Origin of the sequence: Streptomyces sp. SDT5-1 (genome assembly GCF_052245995.1) — a bacterium.
Lineage (GTDB): Bacteria > Actinomycetota > Actinomycetes > Streptomycetales > Streptomycetaceae > Streptomyces.
In genome coordinates, this window is sequence record NZ_CM125963.1 from 2,827,287 (window position 1) to 2,848,772 (window position 21,486).

At 72.5% G+C, this 21,486-nt stretch carries 18 protein-coding genes and 1 pseudogene; 14 read left to right on the forward strand and 5 right to left on the reverse strand.

Annotation, left to right across the window (positions count from 1 at the left end):
• Window positions 1-48: 48 nt before the first annotated feature.
• The 5 genes and pseudogenes from ACTWJ8_RS13210 (at window position 49) to ACTWJ8_RS13230 (ending at window position 4,021) form a co-directional block, all read left to right on the forward strand.
• Window positions 49-663, forward strand: coding sequence for a hypothetical protein (locus tag ACTWJ8_RS13210; protein ID WP_443263895.1), 615 nt, complete (start codon window positions 49-51; stop codon window positions 661-663).
• 133 nt (window positions 664-796) lie between these two features.
• Window positions 797-1,828 carry a glutamine synthetase gene (gene glnII, locus ACTWJ8_RS13215; protein WP_356377843.1) on the forward strand — a complete coding sequence of 344 codons (1,032 nt, stop codon included), beginning with the start codon at window positions 797-799 and terminating at the stop codon, window positions 1,826-1,828.
• A gap of 83 nt (window positions 1,829-1,911) precedes the next feature.
• Window positions 1,912-2,040 (forward strand): hypothetical protein, encoded by a 129-nt coding sequence (locus tag ACTWJ8_RS13220; protein WP_356377840.1) that lies wholly within the window; start codon window positions 1,912-1,914, stop codon window positions 2,038-2,040.
• A gap of 111 nt (window positions 2,041-2,151) precedes the next feature.
• Window positions 2,152-2,445 (forward strand): annotated as a pseudogene (locus ACTWJ8_RS13225) (winged helix-turn-helix domain-containing protein); the annotation flags it as partial.
• Window positions 2,446-2,500: 55 nt separating this feature from the next.
• On the forward strand, window positions 2,501-4,021 hold the full coding sequence (locus tag ACTWJ8_RS13230) for a DUF1996 domain-containing protein (protein ID WP_443263896.1): 1,521 nt from the start codon (window positions 2,501-2,503) through the stop codon (window positions 4,019-4,021).
• Between the two features lie 34 nt (window positions 4,022-4,055).
• On the opposite strand, the gene ACTWJ8_RS13235 is transcribed toward ACTWJ8_RS13230, so the two are convergent.
• On the reverse strand, window positions 4,056-4,517 hold the full coding sequence (locus tag ACTWJ8_RS13235) for a hypothetical protein (protein ID WP_356377834.1): 462 nt from the start codon (window positions 4,515-4,517) through the stop codon (window positions 4,056-4,058).
• Window positions 4,518-4,590: 73 nt separating this feature from the next.
• Here ACTWJ8_RS13235 and ACTWJ8_RS13240 point away from each other — a divergent pair, with 73 nt between their 5' ends.
• The 6 genes from ACTWJ8_RS13240 to ACTWJ8_RS13265 all read left to right on the forward strand — a co-directional run bounded on the left by ACTWJ8_RS13240 (window position 4,591) and on the right by ACTWJ8_RS13265 (window position 13,186).
• Window positions 4,591-7,719 carry an alpha-N-acetylglucosaminidase gene (locus ACTWJ8_RS13240; protein ID WP_443263897.1) on the forward strand — a complete coding sequence of 1,043 codons (3,129 nt, stop codon included), beginning with the start codon at window positions 4,591-4,593 and terminating at the stop codon, window positions 7,717-7,719.
• Window positions 7,720-7,773: 54 nt separating this feature from the next.
• Window positions 7,774-8,280, forward strand: coding sequence for a tetratricopeptide repeat protein (locus ACTWJ8_RS13245; RefSeq protein WP_356377828.1), 507 nt, complete (start codon window positions 7,774-7,776; stop codon window positions 8,278-8,280).
• Between the two features lie 79 nt (window positions 8,281-8,359).
• A complete protein-coding gene (locus ACTWJ8_RS13250) occupies window positions 8,360-10,288 on the forward strand; it encodes a hypothetical protein (protein WP_443263898.1) in 1,929 nt (642 codons plus the stop codon).
• An 87-nt stretch (window positions 10,289-10,375) separates the two neighbouring features.
• Complete coding sequence (locus ACTWJ8_RS13255; RefSeq protein ID WP_356377823.1) at window positions 10,376-11,281, forward strand: metal-dependent hydrolase; 906 nt, start codon at window positions 10,376-10,378, stop codon at window positions 11,279-11,281.
• Complete coding sequence (locus tag ACTWJ8_RS13260; protein ID WP_443263899.1) at window positions 11,278-12,357, forward strand: PDR/VanB family oxidoreductase; 1,080 nt, start codon at window positions 11,278-11,280, stop codon at window positions 12,355-12,357. Before ACTWJ8_RS13255 ends, ACTWJ8_RS13260 begins: the two co-directional genes overlap by 4 nt.
• 79 nt (window positions 12,358-12,436) lie before the next feature.
• Window positions 12,437-13,186, forward strand: a complete 750-nt coding sequence (locus tag ACTWJ8_RS13265) for a TetR/AcrR family transcriptional regulator (RefSeq protein ID WP_443263900.1) — start codon at window positions 12,437-12,439, stop codon at window positions 13,184-13,186.
• Here ACTWJ8_RS13265 and ACTWJ8_RS13270 read toward each other — a convergent pair.
• The gene (locus tag ACTWJ8_RS13270; protein ID WP_356377814.1) at window positions 13,162-13,509 is read right to left on the reverse strand and encodes a 5-carboxymethyl-2-hydroxymuconate Delta-isomerase; all 348 of its coding nucleotides are present in this window, start codon (window positions 13,507-13,509) and stop codon (window positions 13,162-13,164) included. The genes ACTWJ8_RS13265 and ACTWJ8_RS13270 overlap by 25 nt on opposite strands.
• A 71-nt stretch (window positions 13,510-13,580) precedes the next feature.
• Window positions 13,581-15,215: a SpoIIE family protein phosphatase gene (locus ACTWJ8_RS13275; RefSeq protein ID WP_443263901.1), complete on the reverse strand. Its 1,635-nt coding sequence runs from the start codon at window positions 15,213-15,215 to the stop codon at window positions 13,581-13,583.
• A 201-nt stretch (window positions 15,216-15,416) separates the two neighbouring features.
• Between ACTWJ8_RS13275 and ACTWJ8_RS13280 the strand changes: the two genes are divergently transcribed.
• Both ACTWJ8_RS13280 and ACTWJ8_RS13285 read left to right on the forward strand, forming a co-directional pair.
• The gene (locus tag ACTWJ8_RS13280; RefSeq protein WP_356377808.1) at window positions 15,417-16,463 is read left to right on the forward strand and encodes a LacI family DNA-binding transcriptional regulator; all 1,047 of its coding nucleotides are present in this window, start codon (window positions 15,417-15,419) and stop codon (window positions 16,461-16,463) included.
• Between the two features lie 75 nt (window positions 16,464-16,538).
• On the forward strand, window positions 16,539-17,375 hold the full coding sequence (locus ACTWJ8_RS13285) for a phosphatase PAP2 family protein (protein WP_443263902.1): 837 nt from the start codon (window positions 16,539-16,541) through the stop codon (window positions 17,373-17,375).
• Between the two features lie 51 nt (window positions 17,376-17,426).
• Here ACTWJ8_RS13285 and ACTWJ8_RS13290 read toward each other — a convergent pair whose 3' ends face one another.
• Window positions 17,427-19,001, reverse strand: coding sequence for an amidohydrolase (locus ACTWJ8_RS13290; RefSeq protein ID WP_443263903.1), 1,575 nt, complete (start codon window positions 18,999-19,001; stop codon window positions 17,427-17,429).
• An 88-nt stretch (window positions 19,002-19,089) separates the two neighbouring features.
• Complete coding sequence (locus ACTWJ8_RS13295; protein WP_443263904.1) at window positions 19,090-20,529, reverse strand: APC family permease; 1,440 nt, start codon at window positions 20,527-20,529, stop codon at window positions 19,090-19,092.
• A gap of 148 nt (window positions 20,530-20,677) precedes the next feature.
• Between ACTWJ8_RS13295 and ACTWJ8_RS13300 the strand changes: the two genes are divergently transcribed.
• On the forward strand, window positions 20,678-21,292 hold the full coding sequence (locus ACTWJ8_RS13300) for a TetR/AcrR family transcriptional regulator (RefSeq protein WP_356377796.1): 615 nt from the start codon (window positions 20,678-20,680) through the stop codon (window positions 21,290-21,292).
• Window positions 21,293-21,486: the final 194 nt, after the last annotated feature.

Here is a 21,486-nt window from a genome sequence, read left to right on the forward strand (position 1 = left end):
TACGTAACGGCGTGCGCAACAACGTGCATCTCACGACAGGAGGCGCGCATGTCACGCAGGAGGACTCTCGGCCCCGGCAAGCGTCTTGCCCTGACGGCGGCGGCCGCGGTGCTCGCGGGCGGCGGGGCGTTCGCCCTCGCGGCGACCGGAAACGCGGCGCAGGCGGGGGACGCGACCGTGTGCGAAGGGCTCGCCACGGCCGCGGCCAACAACCAGAAGTTCATCGACGCCCAGCGGGCCGCCCCGGACGCCCGGTCCGAGGCCCGTATCGCCAACCGCGAGGCGGTCCTGGCGGAGATCGGACGCAAGCAGGAGGCGTCGGGCTGCGCCACGGGCGCGACCGCCCCTGCGGACGACGCCGCGCCGTCGGAGAGCGCCGCCGCGGAGGCCACCCCCGACGCCCCGGCGGACGCCGGCTCCCAGGTCTGTGCCGGGCAGCAGGTGACGCTCTCCGGTGAGGGCGGGGCCCCTGCCGCGTCCAGCGACCGGTTCCCGGCGGGCACCCGGCTGAAGGTGACCAACCTCGACAACGACAGGTCGACGACCGTCGAGGTCACCTCCACGTCCGGTTCCTGCGTGCTGCTCAACAACGCCGCGTTCGAACAGGTCAGGGAGCCCGGGAAGTTCCTGATCCGCAATGCGCGGGTCGAGAAGGTGGGGTGAGGGGCCGATTGCATACGGGATCACGGGCCACGCCCCTCAGGTAACACGGGGTTCACAAACGAGCAACGGCCGAGAAATGCCCTGGTGACAGGCTTCCGGTCAGTTCGAGACCCGCGTGATGAGGAAGTGGCCCGTGACCTTCAAGGCTGAGTACATCTGGATCGACGGCACCCAGCCGACGGCCAAGCTCCGTTCGAAGACGAAGATAATCGCGGGCACCCCGCAGGGCCTGGACACGCTGCCGCTCTGGGGCTTCGACGGCTCCTCCACGAACCAGGCCGAGGGCCACGCCTCCGACCTCGTGCTGCGCCCCGTCGCCCAGTACCCGGACCCGATCCGCGGCGGCGACGACATCCTCGTCATGTGCGAGGTCCTGAACATCGACCTGACGCCGCACCGCTCCAACACGCGTGCCGCGCTCGCCGAGGCCGAGGAGAAGTTCGGCTCCCAGGAGCCGATCTTCGGCATCGAGCAGGAGTACACCTTCTTCGAGGGCGAGCGCCCGCTCGGCTTCCCGGTCGGCGGCTTCCCCGCCCCGCAGGGCGGCTACTACTGCGGTGTCGGCGCCGACGAGATCCACGGCCGCGAGATCGTCGAGAAGCACCTCGAGCACTGCCTGACCGCCGGTCTCGCCATCTCCGGCATCAACGCCGAGGTCATGCCGGGCCAGTGGGAGTTCCAGGTCGGCCCCGTCGGCCCGCTGGACGTCTCGGACCAGCTGTGGATCGCCCGCTGGCTGCTCTACCGCACCGCCGAGGACTACAACGTCTCCGCGACCCTCGACCCGAAGCCGGTCAAGGGCGACTGGAACGGCGCGGGCGCGCACACCAACTTCTCCACCAAGGCCATGCGCGAGGGCTACGACGCGATCATCACCGCGTGCGAGTCGCTCGGCGAGGGCTCCAAGCCCCTCGACCACGTGAAGAACTACGGCGCCGGCATCGACGACCGCCTCACCGGTCTGCACGAGACCGCCCCGTGGGACGAGTACAAGTACGGCGTCTCGGACCGCGGCGCCTCCGTCCGCATCCCGTGGCAGGTCGAGCGGGACCGCAAGGGCTACATCGAGGACCGCCGCCCGAACGCGAACGTCGACCCGTACGTCGTGACGCGGCTCCTCGTCGACACCTGCTGCTCCGCGCTCGAGAAGGCCGGCCAGGTCTGATTCCGGCCAACCGCCGTCCGGGAGGGTGTCCACTTCGTGTGGGCGCCCTCTCGTTCGCGTTGCGCATCTGTTTCAATGAGGACATGGCCAGCATCGACCGGAACAGCAGCTCGTGGGGGCGCCCCCACGACCTCGAGCCGTTCTGGCCGTCCCGGCAGCACCACGACTTCGACCGGGTGTGTCGCCGCGTGAGGAACGCGCGGGCCCTCTAAAGCCGTCACGCCGAAGCCGTCCCGGCCTTCGGTCCGCGCGCACGACGTACGTCCTTCTTCCGACGACTCCTCGCGCGAAAAGAGCCGACCATGGCGCACGCCCTTCTGACCGATCCGCTCGTCTCCGTCGACACCGCCTGCCGCACCGTGCACGTCGCGGGCCGCCCGCTCGACCTCACGTACCTGGAGTTCGAGCTGCTCGCCCATCTCGTCGCGCACCCGCACCGGGTGCACACCCGCGATCAGCTCGTCCACACCGTGTGGGGCTACGGGCACGTGGGCGACGGCCGCACCGTCGACGTGCACATCGCCCGGCTGCGCCGCAAGCTGGGCGCCGAGTTCCGCGACACCATCCGCACGGTGCGCCGCGTCGGCTACAAGTACACGCCGCCCACCACCGGTTGAGGTGAAATCCGGGGGCCGATTGAACGGGGTCGGCCCCCGTTGCGTACGTAGTCCCATGGGACGCACCTCACGGAAACGGCGTTCAACGCTGGCGACGCGCATGACCATCGCGTCGGCCGCGCTGCTCCTGGGCGGAGGTGGGCTGGTCGCGGTCAACGTGTACGCGTCGGCCCACGAGGACTCCGCCGAAGGACAGGGCGCGGGCAGCGGGACGCAGACACAGCAGACGCAGCAAGTGGCCACCATCGACTGCCCGGACGTCGGCACACAACTGTCCGACGTGCCGGACGGCGCGCGCGACGAGGTCGACGGTGAACTGGCCACCCTGGACAGCCAGGTCACGCAGGCCTATCAGCGGCTCGCCGCCTCGCGGGACGCGGCGGCGCGGGACCCCCGGTTCGTGCAGAACAGCATCCTGGACCCGCTGAAGAAGAACCGGTCCGCGATCCTGGACCGCATCCGCCTGGAGATGGAACGCCGCGGCGGACAGGCCCCCGACGGCATGAACGACATGGCGGAGTGCACCGCGCAACCGCCGAAGGACCAGCCGCCGCAGGAACAGCCGGGCGGCGACGGCTCGCAGCCCTCCCCCTCGTCGTCCAGCGGCGACGGCGGTCAACAGCCCGGAAACGGCGGACAGCAGCCCGGAAACGGCGGGCAGGCGGGCAACGGCCCCGTCGCCGCCGACTTCGCCGACATCACCAAGGTCCAGCCGAACGTCCAGAAGCCCCGCAACGGCCGCGGCGCCTCCACCGGCACCTTCACCACCCGCTGCGGCGTGAACGACAACAAGAAGTTCAACACCGACAACATCATCGTGGCGCCCGGCGTCGCCAACGGCGCCCACCACCTGCACGACTACGTCGGCAACCAGGACAACGACGCCTTCTCCAGCAACGACGACCTGGCCAACGCCGACACCAGCTGCCGCAACCAGAAGGACAGGTCGACCTACTACTGGCCGGTGCTGCGCGTCCAGGACGGCTCGCAGGACTTCGACGCCGACAAGGACGGCGGCGGCAAGGAGGGCAACGTAGGAAAGATCCTTCAGGCGGAGAAGGCCCAGATCAAGTTCGTCGGCAACCCGCGCGGCAAGGTCGTGGCGATGCCGAGGTTCCTGCGCATCATCACCGGCGACGCCAAGGCCTTCACCAACGGCACGGCGAACGCCAACGCGCACTGGAGCTGCACCGGCTTCGAGGACCGTCAGCTGACGGACAAGTACCCGCTGTGCCCCGACGGGTCCAAGGTGGTGCGCAGCTTCGCGTTCCAGAGCTGCTGGGACGGCCAGAACATCGACAGCGCCAACCACCGCACCCACGTGGCGTTCGCCGACGGCAACGGCAATTGCCCGGCCAACTTCAAGGCGATTCCGCAGCTGACGATGCGCCTGGTGTACGACGTGCAGGCGCCGACGATCGAGAACGGGCAGGTGAAGAACCCGTTCGCGGTGGACGGCTTCCCCGAGCAGCTGCACAAGCCGATCACCGACCACGACGACTTCATCAACGTCTTCGACGACGCCGAGATGAAGCGCGTGGCGAACTGCCTGAACCGGGGCGATCGCTGCAGCTGAGCGACCGCCCCGCCCCGGCCGCTGCGCGGCCGGCTCAGCGGCGACCCTCGTGCCCGGAGAGCGCACCGTCCTCGTGACCCCCACCACCGCTACTCCCCGAGTGGTGCGAGGCCGGCCTCTCCAGGGTCCCGCCGAGCCGGCCGCGCAGCTTCGTCAGCTGTGCGGCGCCGCCGACGGCGATCCATTTGGGGCCGACGAGGTAGACGCCGCCGTAGTCGTTGGCCTGGTCGAACCACTCGGCCTGGCCCTTGTCGGTGGTGAAGGTGGCCAGTACGTAACGGCCCTTGCCCGTTCCGCAGTTGGCCTGGCGGATGTCGGCGGCGTCGGTCTGGATGTCGGGACGGCAGCCGGCGCGGTCCGCCAGGTGTTCCAGGCTTCCGGAGGCCGTTCGGGGGATCTTCGGTGTGTCGTCCTTCGGGGCCTCGTCGGCGCCTCCGGAGCCGCAGCCCGTCGCGGCGGCGACCAGCAGGGCCCCCGCCGCCAGCAGTTTCCTCATGCGCGCTCTCCTGTCGCGTCGCTTCCGTTGGTACCGTGCGCCGCACGATCCGCCGACGCAGGGGGGTACACGTATGTCCGCACCATCGCGACGCACGGTTCTCGGTACGACGGGCGCCATCGGGCTCGGCACGGCCCTGGGGGTGGGCGTGCCGGCCGCTCAGGCGGCTCCGCGCGCGGTGGCCGCGCGTCCTGTGGCTGTTGTTGATACGGCTGCGGCCGACGCGGCGCTCAAAAGACAACTGCCGCACCACGCGGACCAGTTCCGGCTCAGACTGGAGGCCGCGAGCGGCACGGAGGACCGTTTCCGGGTGACCGGGACGCCGGGCCGCATCACGGTGTACGGGACGACCCCGGCGACGCTGCTCGCCGGGGTCCACTGCTATCTGAAGTACGTGTGCGGGGCGCACATCGCCTGGAACGGCTCGCAGCTCGACCTGCCGGACCGGCTCCCGGCGCCCTCGGCCCCGCTGGAGCGCCGCACCGCGCTCCCCCACCGCTTCGCCCTGAACGACACGAACGACGGCTACACGGCGCCGTTCGCCGACTGGTCGTACTGGGAGCGCGAGATCGACATCCTGGCGCTGCACGGCTGCAACGAGGTGCTGGTCATCGCCGGCATGGAGGCCGTCTACCACCGGGTCCTGAAGGACTTCGGGTACAGCGACGCGGAGGCCCGCTCCTGGCTGCCCGCCCCGTCCCACCAGCCGTGGTGGCTGCTCCAGAACCTGTCCGGGTACGGGGGCCCGCTCTCGCCCGAACTCATCGCGCGCCGCGCCGCGTTGGGGCGCAGGATCGTGGACCGGCTGCGGGCGCTCGGCATGAAGCCGGTGATGCCCGGCTACTACGGGCATGTACCGAAGGGCTTCGTGGAGCGCAACGGCGGAGACGCGCACGTGGTGCCGCAGGGGGTGTGGCACGGTTTCGAGCGGCCGGACTGGCTCGACCCGCGCACGACCGCGTTCGCGCAGGTCGCCGAGGCGTTCTACGGACACCAGAAAGACCTGTTCGGTGAGGTCGACGCCTTCAAGATGGACCTGCTGCACGAGGGCGGCACCGCGGGCGACGTGCCCGTCCCCGACGCGGCGCGCGGTGTCGAGGCGGCGCTCCAGAAGAACCGTCCCGGCGCGACGTGGGTGATCCTCGGCTGGGAGGCGAACCCGCTGCCCGAGCTGATCGACGCCATCGACAAGAAGAAGATGCTGATCGTCGACGGCGTGTCCGACCGCTTCACGTCGGTCACGGACCGCGAGAAGGACTGGGGCGGCACCCCGTACGCGTTCGGCACGATCCCGAACTTCGGCGGCCGGACCACGATCGGGGCCCGCGCGCACATCTGGCAGGAGAAGTTCTTCGCGTGGCGCGACAAGCCGGACAGCGCGCTGGCCGGTACGGCGTACATGCCGGAGGCGACCGACCGCGACCCCGCCGCGTTCGAGCTGTGGTCCGAACTCGCCTGGACCGAGGGGACGTTGGACCGGGCCGCATGGTTCGCCGGGTATGCCGACTTCCGGTACGGGCGCCGCGACAAGGGGGCCCGCGCCGCCTGGCAGGCGCTGCACGAGACGGCGTACCAACAAAAGGCGGCGGAGCGCTCCGACCCGCACGACTCGCTGTTCGCGGCCCGGCCCGACCTGTCGGCCGACCGCGCCGCCTACTACGCGCCGCGCGCCCTCACCTACGACCCGGCCCGCTTCGACGCGGCGTTCGCCGGGCTGCTCGCCGTGTCGGGGAAGCTGCGGGGCAGTGCGGCGTACACGTACGACCTCGTGGACGTGGCACGGCAGGCGCTCGCGCACCGCAGCCGGCAGCTGCTGCCGCAGCTCGAGGCGGCGTACGCGGACAAGGACCGGGACACGTTCAAGGCGCTGTCGGCGCTGTGGCTGAAGCTGATGCGGCTCTCGGACGACGTGACGGGCACGCACCCGGCGTTCCTGCTCGGGCCGTGGATCCGGGACGCGAGGAACCTCGCCACGAACGACGCCGAGCGCGCCGAGTTCGAGCGCTGCGCCAAGACGCTGATCACGGTGTGGGGCGACCGGGCCACGTCCGACCCGGGCAACCTCCACGAGTACGGCAACCGGGAGTGGCACGGCCTCATGGCCGACTTCTACCTGCCGCGCTGGCAGAAGTGGCTCGACGAGCTCGACGACGCGCTCGCGGCGGGCCGGGAGCCCGCGAAGGTCGACTGGTTCGCCTTCGAGGAGCCGTGGACCCGCGAGCCCAAGGACTATCCGCTGCGCCCGTACGGTGACCCGTACCGGACCGCGTCGAAGGTGCGCGACGTCCTCGCCCGCGCCCCGTACCAGGGCGCGGTCACGGTCACCGCGGAGCCGCCCGCCTTCCCGCCGGGCGGGCACGCGCGCGTGACGGCCACGTTCCGCAACGTCAACGGCCTGCGCGCCACGGGCCGCGTCGACTTCGCGCTCAAGGGCATCACCGCCGAACCGGAGGGCGCCACCCGCCTCGACAGCGTGCCGCCGGCCGGCGAGGGCGAGGTCGCGTGGCGGGCGAGCGCGCCCGGCACCCCGCTCGACGAGCCGCTGCGCCCGCTGCCGTACACGATCGACGTGCGGTACGGCCCGGCGGGCGAGGAGCGGGTCACGTACGTCCACAAAGGCACGCTCTTCGAGGCGGGGCCGCTCGCCGACAGCTGGCGGACGTACAGCAACAACGCGGCCGTCTTCGGGCAGCTCGACGACCGGTACGCGATCGACGGCGGCGGCGCCGACCTGTGGAAGGGCACGGCGGAGTTCGGGGCGCTCTACCGGGCGAACGCGTTCCGGGACGGTTCGGTGGCCACGGTCCGCGTGGACACGCAGGCGGTCACCGGCCCGTGGGCGCGCGCAGGGATCATGGTCGCCAACTCCATCGGCGGCTCCGGCACGATGGGCTTCGCGAACCTGGCGGTCACCCCCGCCAACGGCGTCGTCCTGTCGTACGACAGCAACGGCGACGGCACCCTCGACACGTACAAGCGGATCACCGGGATCAAGGCGCCGGTGCTGCTGCGGCTCTCCCGGGCGGGCGACTCGTACACCGGGGAGTGCTCCACGGACGACGGCGCGACGTGGCGGACCGTGGCGACGGTGCCCGCGATGCGGCTGGCCTCCGCGCAGGGCGTCGGCATGTTCATGAGCGCGACGAACGGCGGGAACGGTACGCGGGGCACGGTGGAGTTCAGCGGCTGGAAGCTGAGCTGACCCCGTCCCCGTATCTCCGGTGACACCGGGGCGCGGCTGTGTGAGAGTGCCCCGGTGAGCACCGAGAGCAGTGACTGGGAAGAGCGGATCGCGGCCGCCTGGGCGACGATCGACGACTACGACGAGGCGACGGCCGGCGAGTTCCGGGCGCTGATCGACGGGCTTGCCGCCGAGCTGCCCGCCGACAGCCCCGTCGCCGCGTTCGAGCGGGCCTGCGCCTTCGACTCGACCGGGCACTCCGACAAGGCGGTGCCGCTGTACGAGGAGGCGCTGCGGCTCGGCCTGAGCGGGTACCGGGCCCGCCGCACGAAGATCCAACTGGCCAGTTCACTACGGAACATCGGGCGCCCCGAGGACGGCGTGGCCCTGCTGGAACCGGAATTGACCGCTCCCAGCGACGAGTTGGACGACGCGGTGCGCGGCTGCCTCGCGCTGTGCCTGTCGAGTCTCGGCCGCGACCGGGAGGGCCTCGCCCTGGTCCTCGGCGCGCTGGCGCCGCATCTGCCCCGCTACCAACGGTCGATGGCCAACTACGCGAAGGCGCTCCTCGTGGCCGAATAGGGCCGTGCGGGCCGGCCGTGGCACGGGGCGGCTGTGACCATCCCACCATTCGCTCGTTCTGCTGAACGTGCAGTCAAAGGTGCAGCAGCAAACCCCGCCCCCGTCCGAAGCGCCGGCCGCCGTCATCGACGTCGAGCAGGCCGAGGCCGCCCTGGTCGAGCACTACCCACGGCTGGTCCGACTGGCCTATCTCGTGCTGCCGCCGGGCCTCGGCCGCAACCGCCGCGTGCTGACCGCCCACGCGATCGCCCAGCGGGCCCTCCCCCGCGGCCGCACCGCCGACGCGCCGACGCGCGTCCCGGCCCAGCGCGGCGCCGCCGACCCGGGCTACGCGTACGTACGCCTGAAGGTGCTGCGCAGCGCGCTGGAGGCGGGGCTGCCGCTCAAGCGCCTGGCCTGGCCCAAGCGGGCGCAGCTGCCGCCGCTGCTGCCGCAGGTGTGGGGCCTGCGGCTGTTCCCGAAGTCCGGGGGCGCCGACGAACTCGCCCTCGACCAGCGGCTCTCCGCGCTCGACGGGCCCGCCCGTGCCGCGTACGTGCTGCGCGGCCTGGAGCGGCTCGATGAGGCGGCCGTCGCCGCGGTCCTCGTCGAGGCGGGTTGCTCGGAGGAGGACGCGACCGCCGCGCTCGTCGAGGCGCGGGTGACGGCGGCCGACGACAGCACGGCCGCCGAGGACGACGCGGACGGAACGTCACTGCTGGAGTCCCCCGAGTTCGACCCGTGCTCCCTGCACGCACGGCCCACCGATCTGATGCGCCGCCGCCAGCACCTGAAGGCGGCGATCGCCGCGGTCGCCGCGACCCTCGTGTGCGGCGCGCTGCTCGGACTGCCGGGCGACGGCTGGGCCCCGGACGGCGCGGCGGCCCCGCCGTACGCGAAGAACCCGGCGGCCCAGGCCGCCCTGAACCCGGCGAAGCTGCGGAAGGCGTCGCCGACCGCGTGGAAGACGTCGGACCGCGAGGACTTCTCGGTGTGGCCCGCGCGCGGCTCGCTCACCGGCGACAAGGAGCTGCTGCGCAGGGCGCTCGCCGTGTGGGCGCGGCCCGGCGGCTCCGTCAAGGTCTCGGCGACCCCGGGCACCCCGGCGGGCGCGCCGCCGGGACCGCCACAGCTGCTGTACGCGGGCGACCTCGACCAGGCCCGTGTCGTGCTGCTCTACGACGGGATGCGGGTGGTGCGCTACGCGGAGCCGAAGAGCGGCACGAGCGGCGCCGCGCTCGACTTCGCGCGGGTCGACGGCGCGTCCGGCGCGAACGCCGGGGCCCTGGTGATGGACAGGGCCGACGGCAACGTCCGCTATCTGACGGCGCCTTGGGTGACCTCGGCCGCCACCCGGGACCTGCTGAAGCCGGAGGCGGGCGCGCGGACCGTGTCCCGTACGAAGGACGGGATCACGGCTCCGTTCCCGAGCCCCGCGCTCGCCACCTCCTGCACGTCGTGGAACGCGCTCGCGCTCACCGACGCGAGCGGCACCCGGCTCACCACCGACCTCGGCGAGCTGGTGCCCGCGCACCTCACCGCGGGCAACCCCCGAGCGCCCCGCGAGGCGCGGCCCACGGACTGGGCGTCGAGCGCCTGCTCGCTCGCGGCGGCCCGCTCGCACGGCGTCAGCACCGTCAACTCCTGGGCGTACGCGCGCCAGCAGCTGCCCGAGGCGAACGGGATCGCGCAGTGGTCGTGCACGCGGGCGCAGACGTGGCGGGGCACGGGGCCGCGCACGCTCGCCCTCTTCCAGGCCTCGGGCGCCGACGCGGCGGTCGTCGCGTCGACGTCGCAGTCCTCGCCCGCGTGCGGGCCCCGGGAGCCGCGGGTCCTGTCGGGCGTGCGATGGAAGTCCCGGGCGGGCACGTGGTACCTCGTGGCGGCGGGCAGCTCTCAGGTGAACTCGGTGACGGCGGCGGGCCGTTCGGTCACGGGGAACGTGCTGGCGGTGCCGGTGGAGCGCGGGACGAAGGTTTCGCTCAGCGGCCGGACGGCGCGGGGCGCCGCCGTGCACACGCTGCGGTAGCCCGCGCCCGGCCGCCCGGGTCGGGCTGATCCACAAATTCGTGCACAGGGGGTGTCCAGCGCACCTACTCGTCAGTACATTGACGCCATGTCTAATACGCGCGTCCCGTTGAAGGCACGCCAGGTCTCCTTCGCCTGGGACAGGACACCCCTGCACTGGCTGCCGGACGACCCCTTCACCACGCACACCATCAACGTCCTGCACCTCCTGCTGCCCGCGGGAGAGCGCTGGTTCGTGCACGTCTACAAGCAGGTCCTGCCACTCATCACGGACGAGCGGCTGCGCGAGGACGTCATCGGGTTCATCGGCCAGGAGGCCATGCACTCGCAGGCGCACGACGAGGTCCTTCCGCACCTGCGCGAACAGGGCCTCGACCCGACGCCGTACACCGCGCAGGTCGACTGGTTCTTCGAGAAGCTGCTCGGCGACCGGACGCTGCCGCCGGGCAAGGCGCGGCAGTGGTGGCTGATGGAGCGGGTCGCGCTGATCGCGGCGATCGAGCACTACACGGCGTTCCTCGGCAACTGGGTGCTGAACGCGGACGAGCTCGACCGGCGCGGCGCCGACCCCACCATGCTGGACCTGCTGCGCTGGCACGGAGCGGAGGAGGTCGAGCACCGGGCCGTCGCCTTCGAGCTGTTCGAGCACCTCGACGGCAGCTACCGGCGCCGAGTGCGCACCTGGGCCACCGCGTTCACCGCGCTCGTCTTCCTGTGGCAGCGCGGCGCCCGGTTCTTCATGGAGAACGATCCGACGCTCGTCGACGGCAGGGCCTCCTTCAAGGAGTTCTACCGGGGCGGCAAGCGGGGCGTGCTGCCCGCGACCGGCGACATGGTGCGCTCCATCCCCCGTTACCTGAGCCGGAGCTACCACCCCGACCAGGAGGGCGACACCGACCAGGCCGTTGCCTACCTCGCCTCGTCGCCGGCCGCGACCGCCGCGGACGCGCGCTCCGCCGCCCGTACGTCCGCCCGCGCGGAGGCCGGCCGATGAGCGCGCGGGCCGTGCGCAAGGCGGTACTGGTGGCAGGGGCAGCGGTCGTCGTGCGGCGCGCGCTGCGCCGGCGGGTGCGGCGCTCGCCGCTGTGGCCGATGCCCGCGCTCGAGGAACCGACGTCGGGCCGCCCCCGGGCCAGGGCGCTGCGCCTCCTCGTCTCCGGCCACGAGACGGTGGCCGACGGGGTGGTCCAACTCCGCCTGGAGGGACACGACTTGCCGTCGTGGCGCCCCGGCGCCCACCTCGACCTCGTACTGCCCTCGGGCCTCGTCCGCCAGTACTCGCTCTGCGGCGACCCCGACGACACGTCCTCGTACACCGTCGCGACGCGGCTGATCCCCGAGGACGAGGGCGGGCGCGGCGGTTCGCGGGAGGTGCACGAGGCGCTGCGCGCGGGCGCGGAGGTCGAGGTGCGCGGGCCGCGCAACCGCTTCCCGCTCGACGCGGAGGCGCCTGCGTACGTCTTCGTCGCGGGCGGCATCGGGATCACGCCGATCCTTCCGATGCTGCGGGAGGTCGCGGCGCGAGGAGCGGACTGGCGGCTGCTGTACGGGGGCAGGACGCGGGCCTCGATGCCGTTCGTGGAGGACGTGGAGAAGGTGGGCGGCGAGGTGCCTGGCCGGGTCACGGTCGTCGCCGAGGACGAGTCCGGGCGGCCCGACCTGGTCGCGGCGCTCGCGGACACGACGCCGGGCACGGCCGTGTACTGCTGCGGGCCGGAGGGGCTCATGGCTGCCGTGGAGGCGGCGCTGCCCGAGCACTGCGCGCTGCACAGCGAACGGTTCACGCCACGGAATTCGGCCGAGGGCAACGGGCCTTTCGAGGTCGAGCTGCGGCGCAGCGGGGCGGTCGTGGACGTCGCCGCCGACACGACGGTGCTCGCGGCGGTGCGCTCCGCGGTGCCGGGGATCTCGTACTCCTGCGAGCAGGGGTTCTGCGGAACGTGCCAACAGCGCGTCCTGGAAGGGGAGATAGAGCACCGCGACGAGTTGCTCACGGACGCGGAGCGCGCGGACTCGATGCTGATCTGCGTCTCGCGGGCGCGCGGCGAGCGGATCGTGCTCGACCTGTAGGGGCGACGTCCGGGGCGCTGTACGGGGCGCTGTGCGGGGACCGGTTGGCAGGCCGGTTTCGCTCGGTAGAGTGTTCGGCATGACTACCGGGGTGCGGCGCAGGATGGGAGTCGAGGAGCGTCGGCGGCAGTTGATCGGGGTCGCACTCGAACTGTTCAGCCACCGCTCCCCCGACGAGGTCTCCATCGACGAGATAGCGGCCGCCGCGGGCATCTCGCGGCCGCTGGTCTACCACTACTTCCCGGGCAAACTCAGCCTGTACGAGGCCGCGTTGCGGCGGGCGGCGCAGGATCTGGCGGAGCGGTTCGAGGAGCCGAAGGAGGGGCCGCTCGGGGCGCGGCTGCTGCGGGTGATGGGCCGCTTCTTCGACTTCGTCGACGAACACGGCCCCGGGTTCTCGGCCCTGATGCGCGGCGGCCCCGCGGTCGGCTCCTCCACGACCAACGCCCTGATCGACTCCGTGCGCCACGCCGCGTACGTCCAGATCCTCGGGCACCTCGGCGTGACGACACCGTCCGCGCGGCTCGACCTCGTGATCCGCTCCTGGATCTCGCTGGCGGAGTCCACGGCGCTGATCTGGTTGGACGGCCGGCGCATCCCGCGCGAGGAGCTCCAGCTCCAACTGGTCCACGACTTCGCGGCGCTGGCGGCGGTGAGCGCGACCCACGACGAGTCCCTCGCGTCCCTCCTCCACACCCTCCTCCGCGACGAACCTCCGTCGGGCCCCTTCACATCCCTCGTGAACCGCCTGACGGAGCTTTCGCCTGCGGGGGCGGGTGGCGGAGGAACGGTGCGGCAGCCGGGCTACGACGTGACCGTCGACCGGTAGGACGGGGTCAGGTCGCGGATCTCCGTGGAGAGGTGGACCGGCGTCGCGGACTTGATGTGGTGCGGCAGCGCCGCGAGGACCGCCTCCGCCAGAGACGCCTTCGCCTCCTCCGTCCGGCCCGCCAACAGCCCGATCTCGACGTGGACGAGGGACGCCGCCCCGTCCCCGACCACCGTGGCGTCCACCCGCCGGAACCGCGTCTTGCACGCCGGGATCCGCGCGGCCACCGTGTCCACCGCGGCCTGGTGCACCGCCGCGGCGAGCCCGTCCCGGTCGATCCGGTCGTCGAGGTCCGCGGAGTGGTCGACGGTGATCTGAGGCATGGGCCCTCCCAAGGGACGTAGGTGACGTATGACGTACGCGTGCCTGTCGGCGATCACACCCTCGCCCGGAGTCACCCCACCGCACAATCACGTTCCGCCCAGCGGACACCGCGTCTCACGGCGAGCAGCGCGATGTCGTCGGCCCGGTCGAGCCCGAACCGTTCGAGGAGCGCGTCGCACAGCTTCCCCGGCGCGGCCGGCGCCGCCCCCGCCGCCCGTCGCAGCTCCTCGAGGGACACCGCCAGATCGACGCCGCGCGTCTCGACGAGCCCGTCCGTGACCATGAGCAGCCGGTCCCCGACCCCGAGGTCGACCGGGGTCGGCTCGGGCCGCGGCAGCCCGAGCCCGAGCAGCGACCCCGCCGCCTCGACGTACCGCCCCGCCCCGCCGACCGGCACGACGAGCGGCGGAATGTGCCCGGCGTTGGCCACCTTCGTCCGCCCGGTCGCCGGGTCGACGAGCGCCAGGCACAGCGTCGCCGTGAGCTGCGGGTGGTAGTGCTGGAGCAGCCGGTCGAGCCGGGCCACGAGGTGCGCGGGGCGCGGGTCCTCCAGGCAGTAGGCGCGGAGCGCGTGCCGGAGCTCGACCATGACCGTCGCCGCGTCGAGCGAGTGCCCCACGACGTCCCCGACGCCGACGAGCACGCCGTCGGGCGTGGGCAGCGCCGCGTAGAAGTCGCCGCCCATCTCGGCCTCCTGGGAGGCGGGTTCGTAGCGGAAGTCGATGTCGAGGCCGGGGAAGCGGGGCAGTTCGGAGGGCAGGAAGTTGTGTTGCAGCGTGTGGGCGACATGGCGTTCCTGCTCGTACAGGACGAGGGGTTCCGCGGCGAGCGCGGTGGCGCGGGCGAGCTGCGCGACGAGCGGCCCGATCCGCCCCTCGGGGTCGGCGAACCCGGGGGTGGCCAGGCACACGGGCAGCCGCCCGTCGCGGGTCCTGGCGAGCGTGAGCCGCGCGCCGCCAGGACCGAAGTAGGCGCGCGGCCATACGGCGGCGGGCTGCAGCGTGGTGCGGACGCCGCCAGGACCGCAGTTGACCTGCCGCACCAGCTCGACGGCCCGCTCGCGCGCCGCGGCGTCCGGCGCGTGCGCCGTCGGGGAGCGCCGGGACAGTCCGGTGTGCACCGCGCCGTTGTCCCCGAGGACGAAGACGGCGGCGTCGCCGTCGGTGAGCCGGGCCGTCGCGGTGGCGGCCGCCCGGGCGAGTTCGGCGAGTCCGCGGGCGCCCTGCACATCGACGACGGCCCGCGAGAGCAGCGTGAGGTGCTCGAACTGGCTCTGCGCGTCGGTGAGTTCGCGCACGCCGCGCAGCGCGGCCCGCACCACCGCGTGGATCTCCTCGGGTTCGGCCGGCACCGTCAGATACGCCTCGCCGCCCGCGTCGAGCGCCCGGCAGCGGTCCGCGGGCACGGAGGGCCGCGCGGAGAAGTGCACGACGGGGATCCCGGCGAGGGTGGGCAGCGCCTTGACCCGGCGGCACAGCTCGAACCCGCTGAGGTCGGGCAGCCCCACGTCGACGAGCGCCACATCGGGCAGCTCCCCCGCGCGCAGCCGTACGTCGAGTTCGACGAGGGCCTCGCCGGCCGAGCGGACGGGCACGACGACGTGTCCCGCCCGGCTGAGGACGGCCCCGAGCGCGTACCGGTTGGCGGCGCTGTCGTCGACGACCAGGACGGTGCATCCGGTGCCGGTCGCTGTTCCCTGAGCCATGGCGTCCACGAGAGGCCCCTCGCTGCGACGGAGCTGGACGAGCCCCCTCGGCCCGCCGCACCACGCTACCGCCGGGCACCGGTGCGGCGACTCGCGCTTCGCCCGGTTCACCGTCCCGGGTGGCCGACCCAACCGGGCTTGCCGGTACGGCACTTCCCGCTCGGTGGGCAATGCGGCGAGTGACGGGTAAGGTCGCGTTTCGTGACCGCACGCCTTGCCGACATCGCAGCACAAGCGGGGGTCAGCGAAGCGACCGTCAGCCGCGTGCTCAACGGGAAGTCGGGGGTCGCCGCGGCCACCCGTCAGTCCGTCCTCGCCGCCCTCGACGTGCTCGGCTACGAGCGCCCGGTGCGCCTCAAGCAGCGCAGCGCGGGCCTGGTCGGCCTGATCACCCCGGAACTCGAGAACCCGATCTTCCCCGCGCTCGCCCAGGTCGTGGTGCAGGCCCTGACCCGGCAGGGGTACACGCCGGTGCTGGCCACGCAGACGCCGGGCGGCTCCACCGAGGACGAGCTGACCGAGATGCTGGTCGAGCGGGACGTCAGCGGCATCATCTACGTCTCCGGGCTGCACGCCGACACGACCGCGGACACCGGGCGCTACGAGCGGCTGCGCGGCCAGGGCGTCCCGTTCGTGCTCGTCGACGGGTACGCGCCGGCGGTCGCGGCCCCGTTCATCTCGCCGGACGACCGGGCGGCGGCCCGGCTCGCGGTGACGCATCTGCTGTCGCTCGGCCACACGCGGATCGGCCTGGCCGTCGGGCCGCGCCGCTTCGTGCCCGTACAGCGGAAGATCGAGGGTTTCGTACGCACGATGGCGGAGCGGCTCGGACTGCCGGAGGGCGAGATCGAGCGGGACCTCGTGCAGCATTCGCTCTACACCTTGGAGGGTGGTCAGGCCGCGACGGCCGCGCTGCTCGACCGGGGCTGCACGGCGGTGGTGTGCGCGAGCGACATGATGGCGCTCGGCGCGATCAGGGCGGTGCGCGAGCGCGGCCTCGACGTGCCGAAGGACGTGTCGGTGGTCGGTTTCGACGACTCCCCGCTCATCGCGTTCACCGATCCGCCGCTGACCACGATCCGCAAGCCGGTGCACGCGATGGGTCAGGCGGCGGTGCACACGCTGCTCGAGGAGGTGGGCGGCACGCCCGCGCCGCCGAGTGAATTCGTGTTCATGCCGGAGCTGGTGGTTCGGGGTTCCACGGCCGCGTCGGCAGCGGTTTCCGTAGGGGTTCGGCCTCGTCCGTAGGGCGTAGCGGGTGCGCCCGTGACCCGCCCAGGGGATGATCGGACGTGGGGTCGCAATCTGGCAGACTCTGTGCCTATGGGTGAAACGACCGTGACAGCACGTGAAGGCCGCAAAGGGGCCACTTCATCACCCATCGCGGAAGACCGCGCCGGGCGTCGCCTTCGGGTGCCGCGGCGCCCGCGGCTCTGGTTCGAGATCCTGTTGATCGCGGTGAGCTACTACACGTACTCGCTGATCCGCAACGCGGTCCCGGAGCAGAGGACGCAGGCGCTGCGCAATGCCGACTGGATCTGGCGGGCCGAGCACAGTCTCGGGATCGCCGTCGAGCAGACGATCAACCATGCCGCGAATTCGGTGTCGTGGCTGATCGTCGGCATGAACTACTACTACGCGACACTGCACTTCGTCATCACGTTGGGCGTGCTGGTGTGGCTGTTCCGCTGCCATCCCGGCCGCTATGCGGCGACCCGTCTCGCGCTGTTCGCGACGACGGCGGTCGCTCTCGTCGGTTACTACTTCTATCCGCTGGCGCCGCCGCGGCTGATGAACGGCGGCCACTTCGTGGACACCGTCGCGGTGCACCAGACCTGGGGCTCGATGGCCTCGGGCAATCTGAAGAGCATGTCGAACCAGTACGCGGCGATGCCGTCGATGCACATCGGCTGGTCGCTGTGGTGCGGCCTGACGATCTTCGCGCTCGCCTCGGTGCCGTGGGTGCGCGTGCTGGGGCTGCTGTACCCGGCGCTGACCCTGGTGGTCATCGTGGCGACGGCGAACCACTTCTGGCTGGACGCGGTGGGCGGCATGCTCTGCCTGGCGTTCGGGTTCGCGGTGGCGAGGGCCTGGTACGGGGCGCTGCCGTACGCGCTGCCGAAGCTGGTGACGCCACCGCTGTTGCCGGCCAAGGTGTAGGCGGCGTGCGCAGGGGCGGCACCGGTCGGTGCCGCCCCTGCGTCGTGTGCGTCAGGCGCCGCGGTGGGTGATCCGGCCGTCGGTCACCGTGAGGGCGACGGGGGCCTCGGCGATCTCGTCGGCGGGCGCGGTGACCGGGTCGAGTCCGAGCACGGTGAGGTCGGCGCGCAGGCCGACCGCGATCCGGCCCGCGTCCTCGGACTGCCCCGCGGCGATCGCGGCGTGCGAGGTGACACCCTCCAGCGCCTCCAGGCCGGTGAGCCCCTGCGCGGGTCCCGCCGCGCCGCGCGGCACGCGGGCCGTGGCGAGCACCTGCCGGGCGTCGTAGTGGGCGATCGGCCAGTCCGAGCCGAGCGCGAGCACGGCGCCCGCGTCCCGCAGGTCGCGGGTGCGCCAGGCGCGGCCCGCCCGCTGCTCGCCGAGCCGCTTGGACCACTCGTCGCTGTGGTCGCCCTTCGTGTACGCGGTGTGCGGGGGCTGCATCGACGCGGCGACGCCGAGCGCCGCGAACCTCGGCAGCGTGTCGTCCGGCACCGACTCGATGTGCTCGATGCGGTGCGCGTCGCGGCCGCTCGCGCCGAGCGCCTCGATGGTGTCGAGGGCGTGCCGCACGGCGGCGTCGCCGATGGCGTGCGTGGCGGTGCGGACTCCGGCCGCGTGCAGGTGTCGTACGGCCGCGCTGTACGCCGCCGGGTCGGGCCAGAACGCGTCGGTGCCCTGCCCGTGGCAGTCGGCGTGCTCCAGCCAGGCGGTGCCGCCCTCGACGGTGCCGTCCATGAAGAACTTCACGCCGCCGACCGTCCAGCGCCGCCCGCCGAGCTTCTGGAGCGCGACGAGTTCGTCGAGCCCGTCCCGGTCCACGCCGGGCATGCACCACGGCGAGACGGTGAGCCGCATCGGCAGCTCCGTCTCCTCCTCGACGGCGGCCAGCAGGTCGAGCCCCGAGCCGTCCATGACGTGCGCGCCGGTGAGTCCGGTCGCGGCCATCGTGCTCAGCAGGTCGACGAGCCCGGAGCGGCGGTCGGCGGCCGACGCGCGGGGCGCGACCTCGTACACCAGGTCCATGGCGGCATGCTCGACGAGGTGCCCGGTGGGCCGTCCTTCGGTGTCGCAGACGATCTCGGCGCGCTGGGCGAAGGAGCGCGGCCCGGTGATCCCGGCGGCGTCCAGGGCGGCGCCGCTGACCAGGGCGGAATGGCCGTCGTAGAGGCGCAGGAAGGCGGGTGATCCGTCGAGCACGTCCTCGATCAGCTCGCGGTGGATGGGCCGCCCCTCGAACGCGTTGTGGTCGAGCCCCCACCCGACGACCCAGCCGCCGAGCCGATCTGCTGTGCGCAGGGCTGCGCGGAGTCCGTCGAGGTCCCGCACACCGCTGAGGTCGACGCCGGTGGCCATCTCCAGGCCCCAGACGGGGTGCGCGTGGGAGTCGACGAAGCCGGGGAGGACGTGGGCGCCGGCGAGGTCGATCCGTTCGGTGGTCGGCCCCTGCCAGTCCCGTACGAGCTCGCGGGTGTCGCCGACGGCCACGATCCGGCCGTCGGCCACGGCTATGGCGCTCGCCTCCGGCCGAGCGGGATCGAGCGTGCGGACACGGGTGCCGGTGAGGAGGAGGTCGGCGTGTGACATGAGGTGGGGGTGGCTCCGTTTCTGCAGATCAAGCCCCTGCGGCGATTGAGCAGCGGGGTCCGGGGCAGGGCCCCGTGACGTCGGCCCGTTACTGGCCGAACCTTTCGTACGTCTCCGGGCGGGAGCGCTTCAGGCGCCACGCCAGCGCGAGGCCGAGGACGAAGACCGCCGGGGCCACGGCCATCAGGATCCAGTTGACCAGCGGGGACGCCCCCGTGAAGAGGTCGATGTGGGTGGCCACGAGGCCGATCGCGACGGCCAGGAGGATCGTCGCGGCGATCGGCGCGACGACCGTCCGGAGCGTGCCCTCCTGGTGCGTGATCCGCCGGAAGAAGAACGGCACGGCGAGCGCCGCGAGCAGCTGGAGCGCCATGAGCCCGATCATTCCGGGCGTGTTCACCCACAGCAGCAGCTGGTCGTACGGGTCGGCGCCCGCCGCCCAGAACCCGAGCACGACGACCGCGCCGAGGACGGTCTGCGCGATCCCGGCGACGTACGGGGAGCGGTGCTTGGGGTGGATGCGGGCGACGGCGCGCGGCAGGACGCCCTCGTCGGCGAGGGCGAGCGCGTACCGGTTGATGGCGTTGTGGAACGCGAGGAGCGAGGCGATGACGCTGGTGACGATGAAGACGTGCATCAGGTCGGCCGCCCAGCCGCCGACGAAGGTGGTGATGGCGGTGAAGAAGAGGTTCGCGGGATCGTCGCCCGCGGCCTTCACGACGGCGGCGTCGCCGAAGGACTGGATGGCGATCCACACGGTGAACGCGTAGAAGAGGCCGAGGAAGGCGACCGCGATGTACGTCGCGCGGGTCACGGTGCGGTTCGGGTCGCGGGCCTCGCGGCGGTAGATGACGGTCGACTCGAAGCCGGTGAAGGCGGCGAACGCGAAGGCGAGGACGGCGGCCGTGCCGGGCACGAGCACGTTGCCCGGCGCGAAGGAGGTCAGGGTCAGGCCGTGCGCGCCGCCCCTGAGGAGGACGCCGCCCGCGAGCAGCAGCAGGATGCCGGTCTCGGCGACGAGCAGGACGCCGAGCACCTTGGCGCCGAAGTCGATCGAGCGGAAGCCGCCGTACCAGATGACGGCCAGGCCGAGCAGGGCGACGGGCAGCCAGGGCACGTCCGCGCCGAACAGGGCGTGCACGGTGTCCTGGGTGGCGGAGCCGAGGAGTCCGTAGACGCCGATCTCCATGCCGTTGTAGCCGACCATCGCGAGCAGCGCGGCGCCGATTCCGGCGGGGCGGCCGAGGCCCTGGGTGATGTACGAGTAGAAGGCGCCGCCGCCGGTGACGTGGCGGCTCATCGTGGTGAAGCCGATGGCGAATACGGCGAGGGTGATGCCGGCGAGCAGGTAGCCGGCGGGGGCTCCGACGCCGCCGAGGGCGATGGCGATGGGGGCGACGCCCGCCATGACGGTGAGCGGGGCGGCGGCGGACACGACGAAGAACGCGATGTCGGACGTGCCGAGGGTGCCGGTGCGGAGGCCGGGTGGTGCGCTGGGCGGGGCGGTCTTCGGGGAGGTCACGGACATGCGGCAGGGAGCCCTTCTGGCGGCTGGCCCGAGCTGCGGACGGGCGTAAATCTAAAGGCTTTTGGTTTTCGCAATGTAACCTCCCGTTGGGCATACGGGAAGACCCGATTTTTCGAAGATCGGGCGCAGGCACGGAGAAGGGACCTCGATGGGGCGGCCGCGCACACCTCTCCTCGACCGGGAGCGGATCGCCACGGCGGCGCTGGAGATCGTCGACGAGAAGGGCGAGTTCAGCGTGCCGCAGGTGGCGCGCAGGCTCGGGGTGCAGGCGGGTTCGCTCTACCACCACGTGGACGGGCGGGACGGCATCGTCGAGCTGCTGCGCGAGCGGATCTGCTCCGCGATCGACGAGACGCCGTTGACCTCCGGGCTGCCGTGGGACGAGGCGATCGCGGGGTGGGCGCGGTCGTACCGTGCGGCGTTCGCCGCGCATCCCAGGGCGATCCCGCTGCTGACCACGCATCCCGTGCGGGCGCCGCGGGTGCTCGCGCAGTACGAGTTGGGGGTGGCGCTGCTGCTCGAGGCGGGGTTCGCGCTGCCGGACGTGATGCCGGTGATCATCGCGCTGGACAACGTGGTGCTGGGGTCCGCGTTGGACGTGGCGGCGCCGGACACGATGTGGGAGCCGTCGGAGGAGGGTGCGACGCCGCATCTCGAGCGGGCGCTGGCGGCGGGTCCGGACGCCCGCACGGACGCGGCGTTCGAGCTCGCGCTGACGGGGTTCGTCACCCAGTGCCGCACCCTCCTGGACACGTACACCTGACGCACCCCGCCCCTACGCCACGGGCAACCGCAACGGCTACGGGTAGCCGTCACCGCCTTGGGCAATCTGCCTCCCCCAGACTCCGTCCGGGGCCCCCAGGGCGGCAGGGTGGGCAAGGCGGCCCCCCCCCGGTGCAGGCCGAACCCGCGAAGGGCGCCGGCCACGGCACAGCACAGGCGCCCCGGGGCCGCGCA